Source organism: Chromobacterium phragmitis, assembly GCF_003325475.1.
Lineage (GTDB): Bacteria > Pseudomonadota > Gammaproteobacteria > Burkholderiales > Chromobacteriaceae > Chromobacterium > Chromobacterium phragmitis.
Genome location: NZ_CP029495.1, coordinates 536,119 through 558,727, shown reverse-complemented (window position 1 = coordinate 558,727; position 22,609 = coordinate 536,119). Strand labels below are relative to the sequence as shown.

Below are 22,609 nucleotides of genomic sequence, written 5' to 3'. Positions count from 1 at the left end.
TCTCCTTACAAGTAGCTGAGCGCGTTGAAGATCTTGCGCCGGGTGTCGATGATTGCGCGCCGGCCGTGCATCACGCGGCGGTTGTCTATCATCACGAAGTCGTTGTCGTCCCAGTTGATCGGGATGGTGGCGGCGTCGGTGATGCGGACGACTTCTTCCATCATCGCCGCCGGAATCGGCTCGCCGCTGGCGGCGACGGTGATGCGCGGCTTCTCGTAGTTGTACGAGGGCCCGAGGATGCTGTTGGCGAAGGCCGGCTGGCGGCTGATGGCGGAGACCAGGACCGCGGACACGGTGAAGTCGTAGCCGATGGATTCGTCGGCCGGGTTGTAGGTGATCTGGGTGTTGGGGTCGTCGCCGATGACGCGCTGCAGATGCTCGAAGCTCACTTGATCGAGATTGTCCAGGCCAGGCGTGTAGTGGGCGACCAGCCGTTTCCACTTGTCTGCCTGCACATTGCGCGAGTAGCGGATTTCGTTCCTCAGGAAGAAGTCGCGGGTGCGCTCGGACAGGCGCTCCAGTACGGCTGCGCCGTCGCAGGCGGTGGTTTGCGAGCCCATGCGCGGGGCTTCCTTGCAATAGAACCAGGTCAGGTCCGGCCAGAATGGCGAGTTGCCGTTCTCGCAATGCAGGCCCACGGCATCCGTGCCGGCATCCACCAGTTGGGCGGCGCCGCCCTCCATGGTCCGCGCCGGATCCAGGCTGAGCCGCGAGCTGTGACGTTTGACGAAATCGCAGAATTCATCGACGGTTTCCGCGCCTTGGCGGAACAGCAGCACTCCGGTTTCCGCAAGCTCGGTCAGCAGTTCCTCGGTGTTGAGCTGGCGCATGTCGGTGGCCGACAGATATTTGACGACGGTTTCAGATTGCGACAAGACGGCCGTGTTCATTGGAATTCTCCTCATGGGTGGAATGGGCGCCGCGACGGGCGGCGTAAGCTTGGGCGATATCGCCGCGCTGGGGGCGGCCGGTGACGGTGTACAGGCGGTTGAGCAATTCATTGCCGCGCGGCAGAAGCCAGAGCCGGGCAGGGCGCTCGATGTCGGACAGGTTGTCAGCCATCCAGCGTAGCCATGGCGCGGGGTCGGGCGTTTCGGCGGTGTGCAGCAGCGCGACCAGGCCATCTTCGTCGTCAAGGAAGACTGCTGCGTCGTGGATGCCGCTCAACTGGCGGAGCTCCAGCTCCACTTGCTCTGGGCTGACGTTGCGGCCGTTGGGCAGGCAGATCACGTTCTTTTTGCGGCCGCTGATGAACAGATAGCCATCGGCGTCCAGTTCGCCCAGATCGCCGGTATCCAGCCAGCCGTCGGCGGTTTGGGCGCAGGCGCTCGGGTCCTCGCCGGAATAGTGGCTGAACAGGGAGGCGCTGCGGATCTGGATGCCGCCGTCTGCGGCGATGCGCACGCGGACATGGGGCAGCGGGCGGCCGACGCTGCCGTGCCGGTTGGCGGCGGGCGTGTTGACGCTGACGACCGAGGCGTTTTCGCTGAGGCCATAGCCCTGGAATACGGGCACCCCGCGCTCGGCCAGCCGGCTCAGCGTTTCTGCGCTGACCGCCGCTCCGCCGCAGGTGATGTGCGGGGCGGCGTCGGAAGCCAGGTAGTCCGCCAGTTCGGCGTCGTTTTGCTCCAAGCGGGCCAGCAGCCGGCTCGCCACCACCGGAGGAACCGTGCAGGCGCCGGGCCGGACCCGCGCCAGCCAATCGAGCATCCGGTCGGCGCTGCCGCCGGGCTCGCCCAGCAGCGGCACGCTTTCCGGCAGGAAGTGGACCGCTCCGCCTGACAGCAGCGGCAGGTAGACCGCGGTGATTTGCTCCAGCAGCAGGCTCAGCGGCACCAAGGACAGGTAGCTGCGGTGGCAATGGGCTGGCAGCGCTTCGCGTAGGCTGGCCAGCGTGGCGGCGATGGCGTTTTCGCTCAGGCAGACGCCCTTGGGGCGGCTGGTGGTGCCTGAGGTGTGAATGGTTTTGCAGATCCAGCCGCCATCGGGAGCGGATGGCGGCGCATCCGGCGCCGCGTCTGACGGGGGCGCCAATTGGTCCACCCGCAGTTTGCGCCCGGCGGCGGGTTGGATGCCCCAGCGCCGCTCCAGTATGGCTTCGCCGGCTTCGTCCAGCAGGAAGAAGTCGCACTTGGCCGCCAGGTGTTCGGCCTGGGCCCGGGTGAAGGCTTGCGGCAAAGGCAGGCTGGTCAGGTTGGCGAACAGGCAGGCGAGGTCGGCGATCACCCAATCGCCGCTGTTGCGTATCACGATGCCCACCACCGGGCGCTGCGCGATGCTTTGGGGCGGCAGTGCGGCGCGTAGGCTGTCAGCCAGTCCATGGGCGGCCGCGGCCAACTCGCCGCGGCTGAGGCGGCGGCGGAAGCCGCCGTCCGCATCATGGTCCACGCAGGCGGTTTGTTCCGGCTGGCTGAGGAGTTGCTGGTGCAATTGATGGCTCAGGCTCACGACACGGTCTCCAGCTGGCTGGCGTGGTTGCTGCGGACGAAGTCCATGGATGTGGTCAGGCGGTGGAACAGGGCGCGGTGATTGGCGACATGGATCAGTCCGGTGACGGGATGGCTGTCGTAGTAGCTGCCCCACGCTCTGGCGCCGCCGGCGACTTTGGCCGGGTCGGCGGCGCAGATCGGTTCGAATTCGATGTCGCAGGCTTTCAGCAAGCTGGCCACTTTGGGGGTGACAGTGCACAGCAGCGCCTTGGCTCCCATGCACCAGGCCAGCAGCGGCACCAGTTTTATGATGCTGAGCGAGGCATTCTTATCGTTGGAAATCAGATTTCCGATCTCGGCGATATCGCTGCGATAGTATTCGCGCTGCCACATCTCTCTGACCAATAATTCAATTGGTTTTTCCAGGTACTGTTCTGAGAATAATGATATGTGCTCGGCGAATGTAATGCCCGCGCAAGCCAGCGTATTCTGATTGTCGTCCATTGCTACGACGAAATTTTCAGGATTGGGCTCAACTTGAGCTTCGTACGCATTTTGATACTTTTCTTGCACGGCGGTTGCGGCAAGATTCCATAAAGCAGTTCCATGCTTTGCGACTCGGATCTTCATCACATCTCCCGTTGGTTTTCCAAGTGTGGACGGGCTTATGATGGATTGTTTGTGACATTGTCATTCAGTATTAATTAGATTTGCACATTTAAATTCTCGAATCTTTTAAATAGTTGAGTAATAAGTTAGATATTCTTTTACATGTATTTCTTATGTAAAAAATCAAAGATTAAAATCGCTAGGCAGCTCAGGTATTAAATAAGGATTATCCGCGGGGAGCATGCTCTCCTCGCGTGAGGCATAGCGTTTTCGTGGCGGGTGGTTCTGGCCGCGGACGAACTCATCGAAGCATCCAAGGCAAGGCGAGCCGGCGCTGGCGGTGCGAACAATCGACGCAACGCAGAATCGGGGGGGGGATTCTTGGCCAAGCATCGTTGACAGATGCCAAGCATGCGCCACGCAGTGTAGGCGGAGGGCTGGGTGGTGGATTGCAAAAAAACCGATAGCGGATTCGAAACTTTGAATTGCACTCAATTGGTTTGATCTATTAAATGACCGAGTCATTTCAAAATGCATGGAGTGGGAACATGACCCGAACCTCACAAACATCCAGCCGCGCGCCGCTGATCCTGGCGCTGGTGCTGGTGGGACTCAATCTTCGGCCATCGATGGCCGCCATCGGCCCGTTGCTGACGTCCATCCGGGGCAGCATTCCGTTGAGCTACACGCTGGTTTCGCTGCTGACCATGCTGCCGGTGCTTGCGATGGGCTTCGCGATGTTCCGCGGCGCGCGACTGGCGGCGCGTTGGGGCGAGCACCGCGCCATCGCGGTTTCTCTGCTGGTGATCGGCCTGGCCAGCCTGGCTCGGCTGTGCGCATCCTCGGCTTTGGATCTGATCCTGAGCGCGGTGGTGGCTGGAGCGGGCATCGCGGTGATCCAGTCGGTGATGCCGGGCATCATCAAGAGCCGTTTCCCGGATGCGGTGGCGTTGCTGATGGGGGTGTACGTGACCGCGATCATGGGCGGCGCGGCGCTGTCGGCCTCGGTTTCCCCCTTCATCGGCGCTTGGCTGGGCGGCTGGCAGCATGCGCTGGCGGCATGGGCGGCGCTGGCGGCGGTAGCGTTGGCCGCCTGGTACGCGATACGCGGCGACATCGTCTCTTTCTCCGCCGGTGAGCAGGCCGCGCGGGCGCCGAGCGAGTCGTTTTCCAGCCGGCCGCGCGCGTGGCTGCTGGGCATTTTCTTCGGACTTGGCACCGCTTCCTATACTTGCGTGCTGGCCTGGTTGCCGCCTTTTTATGTGGAGCAAGGCTGGCAGGACACTCACGCCGGCTTGCTGCTGGCTTACTTGACCAGCATGGAGGTGGTGTCCGGGTTGGTGACCCCGGCGCTGGCCAGCCGCAGCCTGGATCGGCGGCCGGTATTGCTGCTGGTGCTGGCTTCGGTGATTCTGGGCTTCACAGGGTTGATCCTGGCGCCGATTGCCTATCCCATCGTCTGGGCCGGCTTGCTGGGCTTCGGCATCGGCGGATTGTTCCCGATGAGCCTGATCGTGGCGATGGACCATATGGATGCGCCGCGCCGCGCCGGCCAGTTGACTGCCTTCGTGCAGGGGGTGGGCTATCTGATCGCCGCGATGTCGCCGTTGATCGCCGGCTACATCAAGGACATTTCCTCCAGCTTCACTCAGGCTTGGCTGCTGCTGGCGCTGGTGTCCGCCGGCATGCTGGGGATGGTGGTCCGCTTCCGCCCCGCCGAGTATCCGAGGCACTTCGCCGTTCAAGCCGGACGCGCTTGAGCGCCGTTAGATGCTGGCGCAGGCGCGGATCAGTTGCTGGCGCAGCCAGACATTGGCTTGGTTGTTGGCCAGTGCCGCGCTCCACACCATGTCCAGGGTGAAGTCCGGCAGGCCCTCCGGGCCGGGCCGGGCGCCGATATTGGGCTGTTGCCGCCTTACCCGCTCATGGATGCGTTTGGGCAGCATCAGCAGCAAGTCGCTGCCGGCCAGCAGCTCTATCGCGGAGTAATAGCTGTTGGCCTTGGCTGCGATAGTGCGGCGCTTGCCTTGCGAACGCAGCCAGCCGTCCACCATATTGCTGTCCGAGACCCAGGGCGTGGGGAAGACGTGCCGGCGGCGCATCATCTCTTCCAGGCCCAGCGCCTGGGGCTGATCATCGCCGTCGTACGCCGCCAGCAGGTGATCGCGAAACAGCGTTTGGGTAGCGAGGCCGGGGTAGGTGCGATAGAAACCCGGGCCAAAAAAGATGGCTAAGTCTATCTGTCCGCTGACGATGTCGTCGTAGGGTAGGTCCTTCTCCGGCTTCTTGATGTTGATCGATACTTTGTAGCCGGCCTCCAGAATGCTTTTCATCAGTTCCGGCATCACCAGGATTTCGAAATATTCGGGAGCGTAAATGGTGAAGGATGAGGATTCGCCGTTGGGGTTGAAGTCGGCATCCTCCTGCGCGCATTCCGCCATTTGGTTCAGAATGCTTTGAATGCGAGGCGTCAAGGCCTCCGCGCGCTGGGTCGGACTCATGCCGAGCCGTGAGTTGATGAAAAGTTCGTCGTCGAAGCAGTCGCGCAAGCGCTTCAGGCAGTAGCTGATGGTGGATTGGCTGACGCTCAGTTGTTCCGCCACCTCGGTGACGCTTCTGTGTTTGTAGATCAGCTGGAAAATCACCAAATCCTGGAAATCCAGTTTACGGACGCGGTTGTTGAGCAGCATGGCGTGTCGACTCCGAAGGCGCGTTCCCGCTCATCAAATGAACAGGAATCATTTATATTTTGCGATGGCCGGATGCCGGCCGTCGCGTATTGGCGCTGAATGCGATTGCGACTGGACGAGCCTGACGGTGATTTGCCGCAGCAGGCTTCGGGCGCCAGCCATGGAGATGAGCGGGCATTCAATGCGCAATCAATTGTATGATATAGTCATTAATATTGTCCTGATTATTATGACATAAAGCATAATGAAAACGCTTCGCTTCGGCATGAGGGTGACGAACGGTCGCTTGCCGGGGATGGCTGGGCTTTGGCTGGAGCGGCTTGGCGATGGCCATGGCTGCGGGGCGGGCGAAAATTTTTCGAAAATGCTTGTCAGATTGGTTTGGCGCAGGTATAGTTCTTCTCTCTCGAAACGCAGCGCGCTTCGGGAAGTGTTGGCAGTTAGCTCAGTTGGTAGAGCATCGGATTTTGATTCCGAGGGTCACAGGTTCGAGCCCTGTACTGCCTGCCAGATTCTGCAAAAAGCCCCAGGCGCATGCCTGGGGCTTTTTGCGCTGCGCGTTCGCGGCGGGCGGGAAAACGCCCGCTGCCGCGGGCGTTTCTTACTGGCTTCCGGCGGCCAGCAGGGGGGCGTAACCCAGTTCCTTGAGTTTTTTCATCGCCTCCTCCGCTTCGGCGCGGTTTTTGAATGGGCCGAGTTGGACGCGGGTGACTGTGTGGGCGGAAATTCCGTGTTTTTGCAGCTCGCGCACTAATTTTTGCGCGTTGTTGATGCTGGAGAAGAGTCCCAGCTGGACCTGGTAGCCGACTGAGCTGCCGGCGGGCTCGGCCTTGGCGGGCGCCGCGGCTTTGGCCGCGGGTTCCTGCGCGGCCTGCGCCGCGTTTTGCGGCGGGGGTGGCGTCGGGATGCTTTCGGAGTGGGCGGCGGCGTGCTGCGTGGGCGCCTTGGCTGGCGGCGGCGTCTCGCGCGCGGCGGCGGGGGCGTTTTTCGGGCCTGCTGCGGGGTGGGGGGTGGCCTGCGAGGGCGCGTGTCGCGGCGCTTGCTGATTGGCGATGGCTGGTGTTTTGCTCAGGTCGGGGGTGGCGGGCGCGCTTTCCGCCGGCGCGGCCGGCGCGCTGTTGGCGGTTTCCGTTATCGGCGCGCTGCTTTGTTCGGTCGGCGCGCTGGCGGGTTTGGGCTGGATGATGGCCCCGGTTTCCGGCGAGGAGGCCGGCTTGATGATCTTGCCGGAGCTCGGGCTTTGCGCGTCGCTGTTCATTTCCACTTTTTGCTTGGTCAGCGCGTCCATCAGCGGGATGGCCGCCAGTGCCACAGCGACCAGGCCGCCGGCGATCCATAGCCGTTTTTTCAGCTTGCCGTTGAGGTTGGATTCGTCTTCGCCGTCATACGGCGTCTGCTGTTGGTTTTGTTCGCGCATGGTGCCTGAATGGAATGTGCAGCACGTGATTGAAAACGCTGCTAAAATAACGGGTTCGTCAGAATTGGGTAACCCGACTGGCGTCATAATACTTAAGTTTAGCCAGTTGTCTTGTCGTTAGGGAGAATTTATATGGCAATCGAACGTACCTTGTCCATCGTTAAGCCGGATGCCGTCGCTAAAAACGTGATCGGCAAAATCTACGACCGCTTTGAATCCGCCGGTCTGAAGATTGTGGCCGCCAAGATGAAGCAACTGTCCCGCGCCGAAGCCGAAGGCTTCTACGCCGTGCACAAAGAGCGTCCGTTCTTCAAGGATCTGGTCGACTTCATGGTTTCCGGCCCGGTGATGATCCAGGCGCTGGAGGGCGAGAACGCCGTGCTGAAGAACCGCGAGTTGATGGGCGCCACCGATCCGAAGAAGGCTGAAGCCGGCACCATCCGCGCCGATTTCGCCGAGTCGATCGACGCCAACGCCGTTCACGGCTCCGACAGCGTGGAAAACGCTGCCATCGAAGTGGCTTACTTCTTCGCCGCTTCCGAAATCAGCTCCCGCTGATTCAAAAGTAGTTGAATGACCGGAGGTCGCCGCTGCCGGCGGCCTCTTTTGCCTGCTGAGGATTGCATGAAAACCAACCTGCTCGACTTCAATCTGGACCAGCTTACCCGGCATTTCGCCGAGATGGGCGAGAAGCCGTTCCGCGCCAAGCAAGTGATGCGCTGGATGCACCAGATGGCCGAAGACGATTTCGACGCGATGACCGACCTCGCCAAGAGCCTGCGCGCCAAGCTGCACGAGCGCGCCGAGGTGGGCGTGCCGTCGCTGATGACAGGGCAGGAGTCCAGTGATGGCACCCGCAAGTGGCTGCTCGATGTCGGCACCGGCAACGGTGTGGAAACCGTGTTCATTCCGGAAGACGATCGCGGCACCTTGTGCGTGTCATCCCAGGTGGGTTGCGCGCTGGAGTGCACGTTCTGCTCCACCGGCCGCCAGGGATTCAACCGCAACTTGTCCACCGCCGAGATCATCGGCCAGCTGTGGTGGGCGAACAAGGCGATGGGCGTGACGCCCAAGAACGAGCGCGTGGTGTCCAACGTGGTGATGATGGGCATGGGCGAGCCGCTGGCCAACTTCGACAACGTGGTCAGCGCGATGCAGATCATGCTGGACGACCATGGCTACGGCCTGTCGCGCCGCCGGGTGACGCTGTCCACCTCCGGCCTGGTGCCGCAGATGGACCGGCTGCGCGAGGAATGCCCGGTGGCGCTGGCCGTGTCCCTGCACGCGCCCAACGACGCGATCCGCGACGTGATCGTGCCGATCAACAAGAAATATCCGCTGTCCGAGCTGATGGCCGCCTGTAGCCGCTATCTGGAAAAGGCGCCGCGCGATTTCATCACCTTTGAATATGTGATGCTTGACGGGGTCAACGATAGGCCGGAACATGCTCGCCAGCTGCTGGAGCTGGTGCGGGACGTGCCTTGCAAGTTCAATCTGATCCCGTTCAACCCGTTCCCGAACTCGGGTTATGATCGCTCCAGCAACAACGCGATTCGCATTTTCCGTGAAATTCTGCAAGAACAAGGATACGTGGTGACCGTGCGCAAGACCCGCGGCGACGATATCGACGCGGCCTGCGGCCAGCTGGCCGGCCAGGTGCAGGACAAGACGCGGCGCCAGGCCAAGTGGACGCAGATCATAGAGGACAGGAAATCATGACGCCATGGCGGGGGAGATGGGCTGGATGGCTGTTGGCATTTGGCATGATCGCCCCCGCCGCGGCGGATGGAAATCCGAATGAGCTGGCGAGGATACGCAGCCAGCTGTCGGTCGAGTACGCGAGAATAGGCAACCTCAAGGCGGCGCTGGACAATGCCGACCAGGCGGTGCGGGCCGATCCGGCCTTCGTGACCGCCTATTTGGGCCGCGCCTACGTGCTGGGCCTGCTGCAGATGGACGCGAGGGCGGAGCAAGATTACCTGCAGGCTCTGAAGCTGGAGCCATCCAATCCGCAGGCCAACAACAATTACGGACTGTTCCTGTGCGAGCATGGACGGGAGCAGGACTCGCTGGCGCTGTTCCAGAAGGCGCTGGCCAATCCGTTGTATGATTCGCCGCAATCGGCCTATTTGAACCTGGGCCGCTGCAGCGCCAAGCTGGGGCGGACCGATCAGGCCAATGATTATTTGCTGAGCGCGCTGCGGATCGCGCCCAATTACGGGCCGGCGCTGAGCGTGCTGGCCGACATGCATCTGGGCCTGGGCAACGCCAAGCTGGCGGCGTTCTATTTCGAACGTTTGCGCGGAGGCGGCGGGCTGGATGGCATGAGCGCCGCCGACCTGTGGCTGGGCGCCAGGATCGCCCGCAAAACCGGGGACGGCGCGCAGGAAAAAGCCTGCGCGAATGAACTAAAGACCCGGTTTCCGGACTCTAGGGAAACACAACTGCTGTTGAGTGGAAGCTGAGGATGGAAGAAAAGAACGAATATCATGACGCGCCGAAGCCCAGCGGCATCGGCGCCGCCCTGAAGGCCGCCCGCGAAGCGGCCGGCCTCGGCCTGGGAGAGGTGGCGGACAGATTGAAGCTGTCGCTCAGGCAACTGGATGCGATTGAGCGCGACGATTTCGACTCGTTGCCCGGCGCCACCTTCGTCCGCGGTTTCGTCCGCAATTACGCCCGCTTTCTGGAAGTGGATCCCGAACCGCTGATGAAGGCGCTGGAACAGCACTTCCCGTCCGCGGTCAACGATGTGGCCAATCTGGTCAAGGGCACGACGGCGCGCGAGCTGGCGCCGGAGCCCGAGGAAACGGTTGAGGACGCGGCGCAGGGCGGCGCGGGCAAGTGGGTGGCCTTGCTGCTGGTGGCCGCGGCGCTGGCCGGCGGCGGATACTGGTACGCCAATCGGGAGAGCTCGCCGGAAAAACCGTCCGAGCATGCGGCGAATGAATTGGCGCCGATGCTGACCGAGCAGCCGTCTTCGCCCGCGGGCGCGGCTTCCGTGCCCGCAGCGAAGCAAGCGGCCCAGGCCGCCAGCGTACCGGTCGCTGCCAAGCCCGCAGCGTCGGCAGCATTGGCGGTGGTGGCCAAGCTGGCCGCGGCCAAGTCCCAAGCCAGCGCGCCTGCGGCATCCGGCTCGGACAAGGTCAGCATCAACGTCAAGGACGCGGCCTGGGTGTCGGTGCAGGACGCCGACGGCCGCAGGCTGATATACAAGGTGATGCAGCCGGGCGACCCGGCGGAAGTGACCGGCAGCGCGCCGTTCAAAGTGGTGATAGGCAACGCCAGCCAAGTGGAGCTGAGCTACAACGGCAAGCCGGTGGATTTGTCCGACAAGATCAAGGGCACCACCGCCAAGATTCAACTCAAGTGATGCAGGGTAGCGAATGGATAGCGTGAATATCGCGCGCCGTCCCACCCGCCTGGTGCGGGTGGGGCATGTTTTGGTGGGTTCGAGCGCGCCGGTGATGGTGCAGTCGATGACCAACACCGACACCGCCGACGCGGCGGGCACGGCCGAGCAGGTGTACCAGCTGGCGCAGGCCGGCTCCGAAGTGGTGCGCATCACCGTCAACTCGCCGGAAGCGGCGGCTCGGGTGGCGGAAATCCGCCAGCGGCTGGACGATCTGGGTTGCGACGTGCCGCTGGTCGGCGATTTCCACTTCAACGGCGACCGGCTGCTGAAGGAGTTTCCGGATTGCGCGAAGGCGCTGGCCAAATACCGGATCAATCCGGGCAACGTCGGCAAGGGCGTCAAGGGCGACGACAAGTTCGCCTTCATGATCCAGGAGGCGATGGAGCACGACAAGGCCGTGCGCATCGGCGTCAACTGGGGCAGTCTGGACCAGGCACTGCTGGCGCGGATGATGGATGCCAACAGCCGGGCCGCGCATCCCTTGACGCTGCCCAAGCTGATGCAGGAAGCGCTGATCGTATCGGCGCTGGAGTCGGCGGAGAAGGCGGTGGAAATCGGCCTGTCGCCGGACAACATCATTCTGTCGTGCAAGGTCAGCAATGTGCAGGACCTGATCAGCGTCTACCGCGAACTGGGCAGCCGTTGCGACTATCCGCTGCACCTGGGCCTGACCGAGGCCGGCATGGGCAGCAAGGGCATCGTCGCCTCCAGCGCCGCGCTGGCGGTGCTGTTGCAGGAAGGCATAGGCGACACCATCCGCATCTCCCTGACGCCGCAACCGGGCGAGGCGCGCACCAAAGAGGTGGTGGTGGCGCAGGAGCTGCTGCAAACCATGGGCCTGCGCAGCTTCACGCCGCTGGTCACAGCCTGTCCGGGCTGCGGCCGCACCACCAGCACCTTTTTCCAGGAGCTGGCCGACCATATCCAGAGTTATCTGCGCGAGCAGATGCCGGTATGGAGGCTGCAGTATCCGGGAGTCGAGGACATGAAGGTGGCGGTGATGGGCTGCGTGGTCAACGGGCCGGGCGAATCCAAGCTGGCCGACATCGGCATCTCGCTGCCCGGCACCGGCGAAGTGCCGGTGGCTCCAGTGTACGTGGATGGCCGGAAGGATGTGACGCTGAAGGGCGACAACATCCCGGCGGAGTTTACCGCCATCGTCGACGAGTACGTCAAGACCCGCTACGGCGAGGGCGGGGCCAAGCGCCGCGAAAGCGCCAGCCGCACCATTCCGATCCAGCCGGTGAAGGTCTGACGGAAACCTAATTCAGCTGATACAAGAAGATAACGATGGCTCAGAAATACCAAGCGGTCAAAGGCATGAACGATGTGCTGCCGGCCGAATCCTATCAGTGGGAATACTTTGAAGAGGCGCTGCGCAAGCTGCTGGCCGATTACGGCTATCAGAACATCCGCACCCCCATCGTCGAAGGCACGCCGCTGTTCGTGCGCTCCATCGGCGAAGTGACCGACATCGTCGAAAAGGAAATGTACACTTTCGTCGACAGCCTCAACGGCGACAGCCTGACGCTGCGCCCGGAAGGCACCGCCGGCACGCTGCGCGCGGTGGTGGAGCACAACCTGCTGTACAACGCCACGCAGAAGGTGTGGTACATGGGCCCGATGTACCGCCATGAGCGGCCGCAGAAGGGGCGTTACCGCCAGTTCCACCAGGTGGGCGTGGAAGCGCTGGGCTTCGCCGGTCCGGACATCGACGCCGAGATCATCGCGATGACCGCCGACCTGTGGCGCCGCCTGGGCATCAGCCAGTACGTGAAGCTGGAGATCAATTCGCTGGGCAACGCAGAAGAGCGCGCCGCCCACCGCGAGGCGCTGATCGCCTATCTGGAGCGCCACGTCGACATCCTGGATGAAGACGGCAAGCGCCGGATGCACAGCAATCCGTTGCGGGTGCTGGACACCAAGAATCCGGCGCTGCAGGAAATGGCCAACGCCGCGCCCAAGCTGTCCGACTACCTGGGCGAGGAGTCCCGCGCCCACTACGAGGGCTGGAAGACTATGATCGCCGCGCTGGGCATCGAGTACATCGAGAACCCGCGCCTGGTGCGCGGCCTGGACTACTACAACCGCTCGGTGTTCGAATGGGTGACCACCGAGCTGGGCGCCCAGGGCACCATCTGCGCCGGCGGCCGTTACGACGGCCTGATCGAGCAACTGGGCGGCAAGGGTGCGCCGGGCATCGGCTTCGGCATGGGCATGGAGCGCGTGCTGCTGCTGCTGCAGGACAAGGACCTGCTGCCGGCGCAGCGCAGCGTCGACGTGTTTCTGGTCAACCAGGGCGAAGGCGCGGGGCTGTATTCGATGAAACTGGCGCAGAGCCTGCGCGCCGCCGGCTACTCGGTGGTGCAGCATCTGGGCGAGGCCAGCTTCAAGTCGCAAATGAAAAAGGCTGACGCCAGCGGCGCGGAGTTCGCGCTGATCGTCGGCGAAAACGAAATCCAGGCCGGTCAGGCTGTGGTGAAGGCGCTGCGCGCCGACGTCGCCCAGCAGACCGTGGCGGCCGATGCGGTTGTGGCCACCCTTGCCTCTCTGAAAGCTTGATAGAAAGGGGAACGCGATGGCGTTCGACTTGCAGGAACAGGAACAGATCGACTCGATGAAGGCCTTCTGGCAACAGTGGGGCAAGCTGATCGGCGGCGCGGTGCTGGCGGTCAGCCTGGGCTACCTGGGCTACAAGGCTTACGGCATGTACGAGCGCGGGCAGGCGGAAAAAGCCGCCGCAGCGTACGAGGCTGTCGACAACGCGGCGGCCGCCAAGGACATTTCCAAGCTGAAGACCGCCGCCCAGCAGCTGCAGGGCGAGTTCGGCGGTACCATCTACGCTAGCCGCGCGGCGCTGGTGCTGGCCAAAGCCGCTTTCGACAAGAATGATCCCGCGCTGGCGAGCAGCCAGTTGGAATGGGTACTGAAGAACGGCAAGGACGAGGAGTTGCAGGCCATCGCCCGCATCCGTCTCGCCTCGCTGTTGCTGGACCAGAAGAAATACGATGGCGCGATCGGAGAGCTGAACCAGGCGCATCCGGCCGCGTTCGACGCTGAATATCTGGAGCTGAAGGGCGACGTCTTCGTCGCCAAGGGCGACAACGGCGCGGCGCGCGACGCCTACAAGGCCGCCTTGGCCAAGCAGGGGGAGGAAAGCCCGAGCCGCCAGTTGGTGCAAACCAAGCTTGACGCGTTGGGAGGCTGACCGCATGCGCCGCCAACTATTGCTTACCGCCCTGATGTCTTCTCTGTTGCTGGCCGGCTGCGCCAGCTGGTTCGAGGGCTCCACCCAGTTCCAGCCGACGCCGCTCGCCGCCATCAAGCCATTGCAGGCGCTGGACGTCAAATGGACATTGAAGCAGGCCGCGCCGGCCGCCAGCTTTCTGCCAGTCTATGCCAACGGCAATGTGGTGGCCGCCGACGCCGAAGGCCGCATCCGCAGCGTAGACGCGTTGTCTGGACGCGCGCAGGCCGATGTGGCGCTGAAGCGCGGGCTGAGCAGCGGCGTCGCCGTCAGTGGCGATACCGTGCTGGTGGGTAGCCAGGACGCCAAACTGCTGGCAGTCGACCGCGTCAGCGGCAAGATGCTGTGGGAGCAGCCGCTGACCAGCCTGATGCTCGAGCCGCCGCAGATCGCCGGCGACATCGCTGTGGTCCGCACCAATGATGCGCGTCTGACCGGCTTCAGCCTGGCCGACGGCAAGCAGCAATGGTCGGTAGTCAACGTGCTGCCGCAACTGACTGTGCGCAACGATGGTTCGATGCGCGCGGTGGGCCGCGAAGCGGTGATGGTGGGGCAGGCCGGCGGCCGAGTCGACATCGTCAATCCGCTCACCGGCAACACCATCTGGCAAGGCGCGGTGGCGACGCCGCGCGGTGCCACCGAACTGGAGCGCGTCACCGACGTCACCAGCCGCCCGGTTTTCGACGGCGGCCAGGTGTGCGCGGTGGCCTACCAGGGCCGAGTGGCCTGCTTCGACGCTCGCAGCGGCAGCCTGCAGTGGGCGCGGGAAGTATCTTCCAGCCGCGGCGTGGCGGTGGATGCCCGCAATGTCTACGTGACGGCGGAGGACGGCTCGATCTGGGCGTATGATCGCCAGAGCGGCCGCAATGTCTGGAAAAACGACGACCTCAAATACCGCGACGTGTCCGGTCCCGCGATGATCGGGCGCTTCGTGCTGGTGGTGGATGGCGAGGGCTATGCCCATTTGCTGTCCAACGAGAGCGGAGGCATCGTCGGACGCAACAAGATCGGCACCACCGGGCCGGTCAATCAACCGGTGTCGCTTGGCTCCTCCGCCCTGGTACAGGGACGTGACGGCCGCCTGGCGATGCTGAATCTGGGATAAGCTGTTTTAGATGAAACCTACCGTAGCGCTGGTCGGCCGCCCCAATGTGGGCAAGTCGACCCTTTTCAATCGGCTGACACGCAGCCGCGACGCGCTGGTCGCCGACCAGCCGGGCCTGACGCGTGACCGCCACTACGGCCAAGGCCGGGTGGGCGAGAAGCCGTATCTGGTGGTCGATACCGGCGGCTTCGAGCCGGTGGTGGACGAAGGCATTCTGTTCGAAATGGCCAAGCAAACACTGCAGGCCGTCGACGAGGCGGACGCCGTGGTCTTTCTGGTGGATGGCCGCTCCGGCCTGACGCCGCAGGACAAGATCATCGCCAACCGCTTGCGTCAGCTGGACCGCCCGGTGTTCCTGGCGGTCAACAAGGCCGAGGGCATGAAGCACGCCATCGCCGGCGCCGAGTTCCACGAACTGGCGCTGGGCGAGCCGCTGGTGATCTCCGCCGCCCACGGCGACGGCGTGCGCGAGCTGATGGAGCTGGTGCTGGAAGGCTTTCCCGACGAGGTGGAGGAAGAAGACAGCCGCCATCCGAAGTTCGCGGTGATCGGCCGTCCCAATGTCGGCAAGTCCACGCTGGTGAATGCCATTCTCGGTGAAGAGCGGGTCATCGCCTTCGACCAGGCCGGGACTACGCGCGACAGCATCTATATTGATTTTGAGCGCGAAGGCCATACTTATACCATCATCGACACTGCCGGCGTGCGCCGCCGCGCCAAGGTCAACGAGATGCTGGAGAAGTTTTCCGTCATCAAGACCATGAAGGCGATCGAGGACGCCAACGTCGCGGTGCTGGTGCTGGACGCGCAGCTGGACATCTCCGAGCAGGACGCCACCATCGCCGGCTTCGCGCTGGAAGCGGGCCGCGCGCTGGTGGTGGCGGTGAACAAGTGGGACAACCTGGACGGCGAGCAGAAGGAAAACGTGCGCCGTGAGATCGCCCGCAAGCTGAATTTCCTGGATTTCGCAAAGTTTCATTACATCTCGGCCATCGAAGGCCGTGGTGTGGCAGACTTGTTCAAGTCCATCGACGAGGCTTACCGCGCCGCGATGATCAAGCTGGCGACGCCCACGCTCACCCGTGTGCTGCAGGTGGCGTTGGAGCGTCAGCAGCCGCCGCGCTCCGGCCTGATCCGTCCCAAGATGCGCTATGCGCACCAGGGCGGGCAGAATCCGCCCATCATCGTGGTGCACGGCAACGCGCTGGACAGCATTCCGGCCAGTTACACCCGCTATCTCGAGCACACTTTCCGTAAAGTGTTCAAGTTGCAGGGCACGCCGTTGCGAGTGCAGTACAAGTCGTCGGAGAACCCGTTCGACAACGACGAAAAGGACAAGCCGCGGGCCAAGCCCAAGCCGATGTCCAAGATGCGGGGCAGGGAAAAAGAAGTTCGATACGGCAAAAACAGCAAGAAATAGTACGGCGGAATGTTTTCTGCTAAAAATAAGCAGGCCGCCGCGCTGTTCGCTGGACAGTTAATACAACAATCAACGATTCGGAGAAAAACGAATGAGCTCTAAAGGGCAAATGTTACAAGACCCCTTCCTGAACATCCTGCGCAAGGAACACGTGCCGGTTTCCATTTATCTGGTCAACGGCATCAAATTGCAAGGTCAGGTTGAATCTTTCGACCAATACGTCGTTCTGCTGAAGAATACGGTGACCCAGATGGTTTACAAGCACGCCATCTCCACCGTGGTTCCGGCCCGCCCGGTCAATATTCCGCACGAGCATCCGGCGCAGAAGCAAGAGCAGGCGCAGGACGCCTGAGACGCTTTTGCCGCAACCGTTCGGGCCGATTGGCCGCATCGTCAGATGCGGCCATTCGGCCTTTGTCATTTATCGCCGCAAAGATTGCTAAAGCATGTTTGACCGTCCCGACTTGGGCGACCAGGCCATCCTGGTCAGCCTGGATTTTGGTGATGCCGACTACCAGGAAAGTGTCGCGGAGTGCGCCGAGCTGGTGCGAGGCAGCAAGGTGGAAATCCTGGGCATGGTGCAGGGCAAGCGCCAGCGCCCGGACGCCGCGCTGTTCGCCGGCAAGGGCAAAGTGGAGGAGATCGCCTCCATGGCGCGCGCCACCGGCGCCAACGTGGTGATCTTCAACCACGCGCTGTCGCCTGGCCAGGAACGCAACCTGGAGCGCGCGCTGCAGTGCCGCGTGATCGACCGCAACAGCTTGATCCTGGATATCTTCGCTCAGCGCGCGCGCAGCCACGAAGGCAAGCTGCAGGTGGAACTGGCGCAGTTGTCCCATCTGTCCACCCGCCTGGTGCGAGGCTGGACCCATTTGGAGCGGCAGAAGGGCGGTGTTGGCCTGCGCGGCCCAGGCGAAACCCAGCTGGAAACCGACCGCCGCTTGCTGGGCATCCGCGTCAAGGCATTGAAGGATCGGCTGGCTCAGGTGCAGAAGCAGCGCAACACCCAGCGCAAGAGCCGCAACCGCGCCGGCGTCGCCTCGGTGTCCATCGTCGGCTACACCAACGCCGGCAAGTCCACGCTGTTCAACGCGCTGACCAAGGCCAACATCTACGCCGCCGACCAACTGTTCGCCACGCTGGACACCACCAGCCGCAAGCTGTTCCTCAATCACGCGTGCTCGGTGGTGCTGTCCGACACAGTCGGCTTCATCCGCGATCTGCCTCACACGCTGGTGGCGGCCTTCCGCGCCACGCTGGAGGAAACGGTGCAGGCCAACCTGCTGCTGCATGTGGTGGATTGCGCCAACGAGATGCGCGACGCGCAGATCGATGAAGTCAACAAGGTGTTGGCCGAGATTGACGCCGACGGCATCCCGCAACTGATCGTATGGAACAAATGCGACCTGCGCGAGCTGCCGCCGGAGATCGAGCGCGGGGAAAACGGCGAGATCGTCGCGGTGCGCGTGTCAGCCTTGAAAGGCGAGGGACTGGAACTCTTGCGCGAGGCGATTGCCGAACGGGTGCAACCTTTCGCAAACAACCATAAAGAACCATACGAGCATGTCGCAGAATGACCCGAACCGTGGCCGCAACGGCCAGAGTGGGCCACCGGACCTCGATGAAGTGTTCCGTGATCTGAACCGAAAACTCTCCCGCCTGCTGGGCGGCAAGCCTAACAACGGCGGCCAGGGCGGCAACCAGGGCGGTCGCCCCGGCGCGTCGTTCACGCCGCCGTCGTACAAGGGCGGCGCCGCCGTCGTGGTCGGCGTGCTGGCAGCCCTATGGCTGGCCAGCGGCTTGTATATCGTGGACGCCCGCGAAGAGGGCGTGGTGCTGCGCCTGGGCAGTTTCAACCGCGTGACCGAGCCGGGCCTGCAATGGCACGCGCCGTATCCGTTCGAGAGAGCGGAAATCGTCAACCTGACCGAGCTGCGCAGCGTCGAAGTCGGCTATCGCGGCAGCGCGCAGAACCGCGTGCCGGAAGAGTCGCTGATGCTGACCGAGGACCAGAACATCATCGACGTGCAGCTGTCGGTGCAGTACGACATCAAGGACGCCCGCGCTTACCTGTTCAACAACGCCGCGCGCGAGCGCGACGGCAAGGACCTGGTCAAGCAGGCCGCCGAGACCGCGATCCGCGAGGTGGTGGGCCGCAACAAAGTGGACTTCGTGTTGAACGAGGGGCGCGCCCAGATCGCGTCGGACGCCCGCAAGCTGATTCAGGACATCCTGGACCGCTACAAGGCAGGCATCCGCATCGCCAAGGTCAACATCAACGACGTGCAGCCGCCGCAGCCGGTGCTGGCCGCCTTCGACGACGCGGTGAAAGCCGGTCAGGACAAAGACAAGCTGCGCAACGAGGGCATGGCTTACGCCAACGAGGTGGTGCCCAAGGCCAAGGGCATGGCCTCGCGCCTGGTGCAGGAAGCGGAAGGCTACCAGCAGCAGGTGGTGGAGCGCGCCCAGGGCGATGCCGAGCGTTTCAAGCAGGTGTTGCCTGAATACAACAAGGCGCCCAAGGTTACCCGCGACCGGATGTACCTGGACATGATGCAGCAGATCATGAACAACAGCAGCAAGGTGTTGGTGGATCAGAAGGGAGGCAACAGCCTGCTCTACCTGCCGCTGGACAAGCTGACGCAGATGACGGCGCCGGGCGCCGCCGCGCCCGCTCCCGCGGCACCCTCCGCGAGCCAGGCCCCCGCGGCCCCGGCTCAGCCGGCCGCCGCGCCGGCAGCCAAGAACGGACGCGACTCGTCGCGTAGTCGCGATTTCTTTGGAGCGGAGCGATGACTGAAAGACTGATTCCCACCGTGGTGGCGGTTGTCGGCGCGCTGTTCGTCGCCAGTCTGTCGCTGTTTACCGTAGATCAGCGCCAGTACGCGCTGGTATTCCAGTTCGGCGAAGTGGTGAAGGTGATATCCGAGCCGGGCATCCAGTTCAAGATTCCGCTGCTGCAGAATGTCCGTTACTTCGACCGCCGGGTGCAGACCATAGACGCCGAGACACCGGAGCTGTTCAACACCCGCGAGAAGAAAAACGTGCTGGTGGACAGCTTCGTGAAATGGCGTGTGGTAGATGTGGCACAGTTCTACAAGAGCGTCGGCTCCGAGGCCGCCGCGGTGGCTCGTCTCAAGCAAACCATCAATGACGGCCTGCGCGCGGAGTTCGGCCAGAAGACCGTCGCCGACGTCATTTCCGGCCAGCGCGACCAAGTGATGGAGACGGTTCGCAAGCGCGCGGACGCGGATGCGCGTAAAATAGGCGTGGAAATTCTCGACGTGCGCTTAAAAAGAGTCGATTTTCCGGATAAAATAAGCAGTTCCGTCTACGACCGCATGCAATCCGAGCGCCGCACAGTGGCCAGCCAGCTGCGAAGCGAAGGCTCGGCCGACGCAGAGCGGATTCGGGCGGACGCCGACAAGCAGCGCGACGTGATCCTGGCCGAAGCTTACCGCAAGGCTCAAACGCTGAAGGGCGCGGGCGACGCCAAGGCTGCGGCGATCTATTCCGAAGCCTACGGCAAGAATCCGGAGTTCTACGCCTTCTGGCGCAGCATGGACGCGTACAAAGAGTCGTTCAAGAGCAAGAGCGACGTGATGGTGCTGGACCCGAGCAGCGACTTCTTCAAGTACTTGAAGAATCCGCAGGCGGGGCAGGGCAAGAGCAAGTGATCGACAATTTGATATAAAGAAGACTGGCCGGGGCGACCTGGCCAGTTTGCTGATGACAAGGCGGGTCTTTCCCCGCCTTTTATTCTGTTGAAACGAAATGCGCAATTGGCTGTTACCCGAATATATCGCTGACATCCTGCCGGCTACCGCCCGCCAGGTGGAGTCGGCCAAGGCCGCGATGCTGGAAGGCTTTCGCGTGGCAGGTTACGAGCTGGTATTGCCGCCGCTGATCGAGTACATCGACTCGCTGGTCAGCGAGGGCGACGACACGCTGGACCTGAAAACCTTCAAGCTGGACGACCAGCTGTCCGGCCGCCAGCTGGGGCTGCGCGCCGACATCACGCCGCAGGTGGCGCGCATAGACGCCCACTTGCTGGGCGAGCGCACCGGCGTCACCCGCCTGTGCTACGCCGGCAGCGTGGTGCACAGCCGTCCGTCCGGCCTGACCAGTTCGCGCGAGCCGCTGCAGGTGGGCGCCGAGCTGTACGGCTACGCCGGCATCGAGGCCGACCTCGAGATCATCGAACTGATGCTGTCCACGCTGGAGAAAACCGGCGTGAAGAAGCTGCGGCTGGACGTCGGCCATATCGCCATCTACCGCGGCCTCGCGGCCGCGGCAGGCTTATCGCCCGAAGTGAGCCGCGAGCTGTTCAGCCTGCTGCAGAACAAGGACGCCGCCGGCATCGCCGCGCGGGTGGCCGGCGTGGCCGAGCCCTACAGGAGCGCTTTCCTGGCGTTGCCGGAGCTGTACGGTCCGGCGGCCGTGCTGGACAAGGCGCGCACCCGCTTGCCGTCGCTGCCGGAGGTGGAGCTGGGCCTGATGCAGCTGTCGGCCATCGCCCGCGCGATGGAAGGCCGCGTGGAGTTGAGCTTCGATTTGGCCGAGCTGCGCGGCGATTTCTACCACACTGGTCTGATGTTCGCGGCTTACGCGCCGGGCTGGTCCGACGCCATCGCCCGCGGCGGCCGCTACGACAATGTCGGCCGCCGTTTCGGCCGCGCGCGTCCGGCTACCGGCTTCAGCCTGGACTTGCGCGATTTGCTGCGTATTCTGCCGCAGCGGGACTCCAGCCGCGGCATCCGTGTGGCGGCCCGCCATTTGCCCGCTGCCGCCGCCGAAGTGGCTCGCTTGCGCGCCGAAGGCGAGATGGTGGTGGTGGATTACCTGGGCGAATCCGCCGCCGCGTTGAATTGCGACCGAGAGCTGGCTCCCGCTGCCGATGGTTGGCAGCTGGCGCCGTTTAACTGATTTTTTTGTTTGAATCTGACTGACGAAGAGGTTTTTTCCAATGTCCAAGAATGTTGTCGTGATCGGCACCCAGTGGGGTGATGAAGGCAAGGGCAAAATCGTTGACTGGCTGACCGACCACGCGCGCGCCGTGGTGCGCTTCCAGGGTGGCCACAACGCTGGCCACACCCTGTGGGTCAACGGCAAGAAAACCATCGTGCGCCTGGTGCCGTCCGGCATCCTGCGCCCGGACGTAGACTGCTTCATCGGCAACGGCGTGGTGCTGTCGCCCGAGGCGCTGCTGAAGGAAATCGACGAGCTGGAAGCCGCCGGCGTCAACGCCTCGGCCCGTCTGAAGATCGCCGAAGGCTGCCCGCTGATCCTGCCGTATCACATCGCGCTGGACCAGGCGCGCGAAGCCTCGCTGGGCGCCGGCAAGATCGGCACCACCGGCCGCGGCATCGGCCCCTGCTACGAAGACAAGGTGGCTCGCCGCGCGCTGAAGGTGATCGACCTGTTCAATCCGGAACGCTTCGCCGCCAAGCTCAAGGAAAACGTAGACTACTACAACTTCCTGCTGACCAATCTGTTCAAGGCCGAGCCGGTGAGCTTTGACGCGATCCTGGCCGACACCATGAAGATGGCCGAGCGCATCAAGCCGATGGTGGCCGACGTGTCCCGCACCTTGTACGATCTGGACAAGGCCGACGTGCCCATCCTGTTCGAAGGCGCGCAAGGCACGCTTCTGGACATCGACCACGGCACCTATCCCTTCGTCACCTCGTCCAACTGCGTGGCCGGCGCCGCCGCACCGGGCGCGGGCGTACCGCCGCAGATGCTCAACTATGTGCTGGGCATCGTGAAGGGCTACTGCACCCGCGTGGGTTCCGGCCCGTTCCCGACCGAACAGGAAAACGAAATCGGCATGTTCCTGGCCAAGCGCGGCAACGAGTTCGGCTCCGTCACCGGCCGTCCGCGCCGCTGCGGCTGGTTCGACGCCGCCGCGCTGAAGCGCTCCATCCAGATCAACGGCGTGTCCGGCCTGTGCGTGATGAAGCTGGACGTGATGGACGGCCTGGAAGAGATCCAGCTGTGCACCGGCTACATGCTGAACGGCGAAAAGGTCGACATCCTGCCGTTCGGCTCGGATGCCGTGACCAAGTGCGAGCCGGTATACGAAACCTTGCCGGGCTGGACCGACTCCACCGTCGGCGCCAAGCGCTGGGAAGACTTGCCGGCCAACGCCCAGGCTTACCTGAAGCGCATCGAAGAGGTGTGCGGCGCCCCGGTCGACATCGTCTCCACTGGTCCGGACCGCGAAGAAACCATCGTGCTGCGCCACCCGTTCGGCCTTTAAGCCTTCGGTTTCTGCCAG

At 63.3% G+C, this 22,609-nt stretch carries 21 protein-coding genes; 16 read left to right on the top strand and 5 right to left on the bottom strand.

Annotation, left to right across the window (positions count from 1 at the left end):
* Positions 1–5: 5 nt before the first annotated feature.
* The 3 genes from DK842_RS02745 to DK842_RS02735 are packed head-to-tail and all read right to left on the bottom strand — an operon-like array spanning position 6 to position 3,059.
* Positions 6–890, bottom strand: coding sequence for a TauD/TfdA family dioxygenase (locus DK842_RS02745; RefSeq protein ID WP_114059980.1), 885 nt, complete (start codon positions 888–890; stop codon positions 6–8).
* A complete protein-coding gene (locus DK842_RS02740; protein WP_114059979.1) occupies positions 862–2,448 on the bottom strand; it encodes an AMP-binding protein in 1,587 nt (528 codons plus the stop codon). The genes DK842_RS02745 and DK842_RS02740 overlap by 29 nt, the downstream gene beginning before the upstream one ends.
* Positions 2,445–3,059: a thermostable hemolysin gene (locus DK842_RS02735; protein ID WP_114059978.1), complete on the bottom strand. Its 615-nt coding sequence runs from the start codon at positions 3,057–3,059 to the stop codon at positions 2,445–2,447. The genes DK842_RS02740 and DK842_RS02735 overlap by 4 nt, the downstream gene beginning before the upstream one ends.
* A 527-nt stretch (positions 3,060–3,586) precedes the next feature.
* Between DK842_RS02735 and DK842_RS02730 the strand changes: the two genes are divergently transcribed.
* Complete coding sequence (locus tag DK842_RS02730; protein WP_114059977.1) at positions 3,587–4,798, top strand: cyanate transporter; 1,212 nt, start codon at positions 3,587–3,589, stop codon at positions 4,796–4,798.
* 6 nt (positions 4,799–4,804) lie between these two features.
* Here the strand turns inward: DK842_RS02730 and DK842_RS02725 are convergent, their stop codons facing one another.
* The gene (locus DK842_RS02725) at positions 4,805–5,728 is read right to left on the bottom strand and encodes a LysR family transcriptional regulator (protein WP_114059976.1); all 924 of its coding nucleotides are present in this window, start codon (positions 5,726–5,728) and stop codon (positions 4,805–4,807) included.
* Positions 5,729–6,329: 601 nt separating this feature from the next.
* On the bottom strand, positions 6,330–7,145 hold the full coding sequence (locus tag DK842_RS02715; protein WP_114059975.1) for an SPOR domain-containing protein: 816 nt from the start codon (positions 7,143–7,145) through the stop codon (positions 6,330–6,332).
* Positions 7,146–7,277: 132 nt separating this feature from the next.
* Between DK842_RS02715 and ndk the strand changes: the two genes are divergently transcribed.
* From ndk to DK842_RS02640, 15 genes are all read left to right on the top strand, one after another.
* Positions 7,278–7,703, top strand: coding sequence for a nucleoside-diphosphate kinase (gene ndk, locus DK842_RS02710; protein WP_011137089.1), 426 nt, complete (start codon positions 7,278–7,280; stop codon positions 7,701–7,703).
* A 66-nt stretch (positions 7,704–7,769) separates the two neighbouring features.
* Complete coding sequence (rlmN, locus tag DK842_RS02705; RefSeq protein WP_114059974.1) at positions 7,770–8,864, top strand: 23S rRNA (adenine(2503)-C(2))-methyltransferase RlmN; 1,095 nt, start codon at positions 7,770–7,772, stop codon at positions 8,862–8,864.
* 44 nt (positions 8,865–8,908) lie between these two features.
* Positions 8,909–9,610 (top strand): type IV pilus biogenesis/stability protein PilW, encoded by a 702-nt coding sequence (gene pilW, locus DK842_RS02700; protein WP_232538578.1) that lies wholly within the window; start codon positions 8,909–8,911, stop codon positions 9,608–9,610.
* Between the two features lie 2 nt (positions 9,611–9,612).
* Positions 9,613–10,515 (top strand): helix-turn-helix domain-containing protein, encoded by a 903-nt coding sequence (locus tag DK842_RS02695; RefSeq protein WP_114059972.1) that lies wholly within the window; start codon positions 9,613–9,615, stop codon positions 10,513–10,515.
* A 13-nt stretch (positions 10,516–10,528) separates the two neighbouring features.
* Entirely contained in the window at positions 10,529–11,812 is a 1,284-nt protein-coding gene (gene ispG / locus DK842_RS02690) for a flavodoxin-dependent (E)-4-hydroxy-3-methylbut-2-enyl-diphosphate synthase (RefSeq protein WP_114059971.1), read from the top strand.
* A gap of 35 nt (positions 11,813–11,847) precedes the next feature.
* A complete protein-coding gene (gene hisS / locus DK842_RS02685; protein WP_114059970.1) occupies positions 11,848–13,119 on the top strand; it encodes a histidine--tRNA ligase in 1,272 nt (423 codons plus the stop codon).
* A 16-nt stretch (positions 13,120–13,135) separates the two neighbouring features.
* On the top strand, positions 13,136–13,765 hold the full coding sequence (locus DK842_RS02680) for a YfgM family protein (RefSeq protein WP_114059969.1): 630 nt from the start codon (positions 13,136–13,138) through the stop codon (positions 13,763–13,765).
* Positions 13,766–13,769: 4 nt separating this feature from the next.
* Positions 13,770–14,909, top strand: coding sequence for an outer membrane protein assembly factor BamB (gene bamB / locus DK842_RS02675; RefSeq protein WP_114059968.1), 1,140 nt, complete (start codon positions 13,770–13,772; stop codon positions 14,907–14,909).
* 10 nt (positions 14,910–14,919) lie between these two features.
* Positions 14,920–16,329: a ribosome biogenesis GTPase Der gene (gene der, locus DK842_RS02670; protein WP_114059967.1), complete on the top strand. Its 1,410-nt coding sequence runs from the start codon at positions 14,920–14,922 to the stop codon at positions 16,327–16,329.
* A gap of 91 nt (positions 16,330–16,420) precedes the next feature.
* Positions 16,421–16,681, top strand: a complete 261-nt coding sequence (gene hfq, locus DK842_RS02665) for an RNA chaperone Hfq (protein ID WP_011137080.1) — start codon at positions 16,421–16,423, stop codon at positions 16,679–16,681.
* A gap of 94 nt (positions 16,682–16,775) precedes the next feature.
* Positions 16,776–17,906, top strand: a complete 1,131-nt coding sequence (gene hflX, locus DK842_RS02660; RefSeq protein ID WP_114059966.1) for a ribosome rescue GTPase HflX — start codon at positions 16,776–16,778, stop codon at positions 17,904–17,906.
* Positions 17,893–19,125 (top strand): FtsH protease activity modulator HflK, encoded by a 1,233-nt coding sequence (gene hflK, locus DK842_RS02655; RefSeq protein ID WP_114059965.1) that lies wholly within the window; start codon positions 17,893–17,895, stop codon positions 19,123–19,125. The genes hflX and hflK overlap by 14 nt, the downstream gene beginning before the upstream one ends.
* On the top strand, positions 19,122–20,006 hold the full coding sequence (hflC, locus tag DK842_RS02650) for a protease modulator HflC (protein ID WP_114059964.1): 885 nt from the start codon (positions 19,122–19,124) through the stop codon (positions 20,004–20,006). Before hflK ends, hflC begins: the two co-directional genes overlap by 4 nt.
* Before the next feature lie 97 nt (positions 20,007–20,103).
* Positions 20,104–21,255: an ATP phosphoribosyltransferase regulatory subunit gene (locus DK842_RS02645; RefSeq protein ID WP_114059963.1), complete on the top strand. Its 1,152-nt coding sequence runs from the start codon at positions 20,104–20,106 to the stop codon at positions 21,253–21,255.
* Positions 21,256–21,295: 40 nt separating this feature from the next.
* Positions 21,296–22,591, top strand: coding sequence for an adenylosuccinate synthase (locus tag DK842_RS02640; protein WP_114059962.1), 1,296 nt, complete (start codon positions 21,296–21,298; stop codon positions 22,589–22,591).
* Positions 22,592–22,609 lie beyond the last annotated feature (18 nt).

Bases quoted from the DNA above. Each gene is read 5' to 3' on its own strand.
- hflX (WP_114059966.1), top strand. From the start codon at position 16,776: ATGTTTGACCGTCCCGACTTGGGCGACCAGGCCATCCTGGTCAGCCTG.
- der (WP_114059967.1), top strand. From the start codon at position 14,920: ATGAAACCTACCGTAGCGCTGGTCGGCCGCCCCAATGTGGGCAAGTCG.
- DK842_RS02645 (WP_114059963.1), top strand. From the start codon at position 20,104: ATGCGCAATTGGCTGTTACCCGAATATATCGCTGACATCCTGCCGGCT.
- hflC (WP_114059964.1), top strand. From the start codon at position 19,122: ATGACTGAAAGACTGATTCCCACCGTGGTGGCGGTTGTCGGCGCGCTG.
- hflK (WP_114059965.1), top strand. From the start codon at position 17,893: ATGTCGCAGAATGACCCGAACCGTGGCCGCAACGGCCAGAGTGGGCCA.
- DK842_RS02745 (WP_114059980.1), bottom strand. From the start codon at position 890: ATGAACACGGCCGTCTTGTCGCAATCTGAAACCGTCGTCAAATATCTG.
- ndk (WP_011137089.1), top strand. From the start codon at position 7,278: ATGGCAATCGAACGTACCTTGTCCATCGTTAAGCCGGATGCCGTCGCT.
- DK842_RS02695 (WP_114059972.1), top strand. From the start codon at position 9,613: ATGGAAGAAAAGAACGAATATCATGACGCGCCGAAGCCCAGCGGCATC.
- pilW (WP_232538578.1), top strand. From the start codon at position 8,909: ATGATCGCCCCCGCCGCGGCGGATGGAAATCCGAATGAGCTGGCGAGG.
- rlmN (WP_114059974.1), top strand. From the start codon at position 7,770: ATGAAAACCAACCTGCTCGACTTCAATCTGGACCAGCTTACCCGGCAT.
- bamB (WP_114059968.1), top strand. From the start codon at position 13,770: ATGCGCCGCCAACTATTGCTTACCGCCCTGATGTCTTCTCTGTTGCTG.
- DK842_RS02735 (WP_114059978.1), bottom strand. From the start codon at position 3,059: ATGAAGATCCGAGTCGCAAAGCATGGAACTGCTTTATGGAATCTTGCC.
- ispG (WP_114059971.1), top strand. From the start codon at position 10,529: ATGGATAGCGTGAATATCGCGCGCCGTCCCACCCGCCTGGTGCGGGTG.
- DK842_RS02680 (WP_114059969.1), top strand. From the start codon at position 13,136: ATGGCGTTCGACTTGCAGGAACAGGAACAGATCGACTCGATGAAGGCC.
- DK842_RS02725 (WP_114059976.1), bottom strand. From the start codon at position 5,728: ATGCTGCTCAACAACCGCGTCCGTAAACTGGATTTCCAGGATTTGGTG.
- hisS (WP_114059970.1), top strand. From the start codon at position 11,848: ATGGCTCAGAAATACCAAGCGGTCAAAGGCATGAACGATGTGCTGCCG.
- DK842_RS02730 (WP_114059977.1), top strand. From the start codon at position 3,587: ATGACCCGAACCTCACAAACATCCAGCCGCGCGCCGCTGATCCTGGCG.
- DK842_RS02715 (WP_114059975.1), bottom strand. From the start codon at position 7,145: ATGCGCGAACAAAACCAACAGCAGACGCCGTATGACGGCGAAGACGAA.
- DK842_RS02640 (WP_114059962.1), top strand. From the start codon at position 21,296: ATGTCCAAGAATGTTGTCGTGATCGGCACCCAGTGGGGTGATGAAGGC.
- hfq (WP_011137080.1), top strand. From the start codon at position 16,421: ATGAGCTCTAAAGGGCAAATGTTACAAGACCCCTTCCTGAACATCCTG.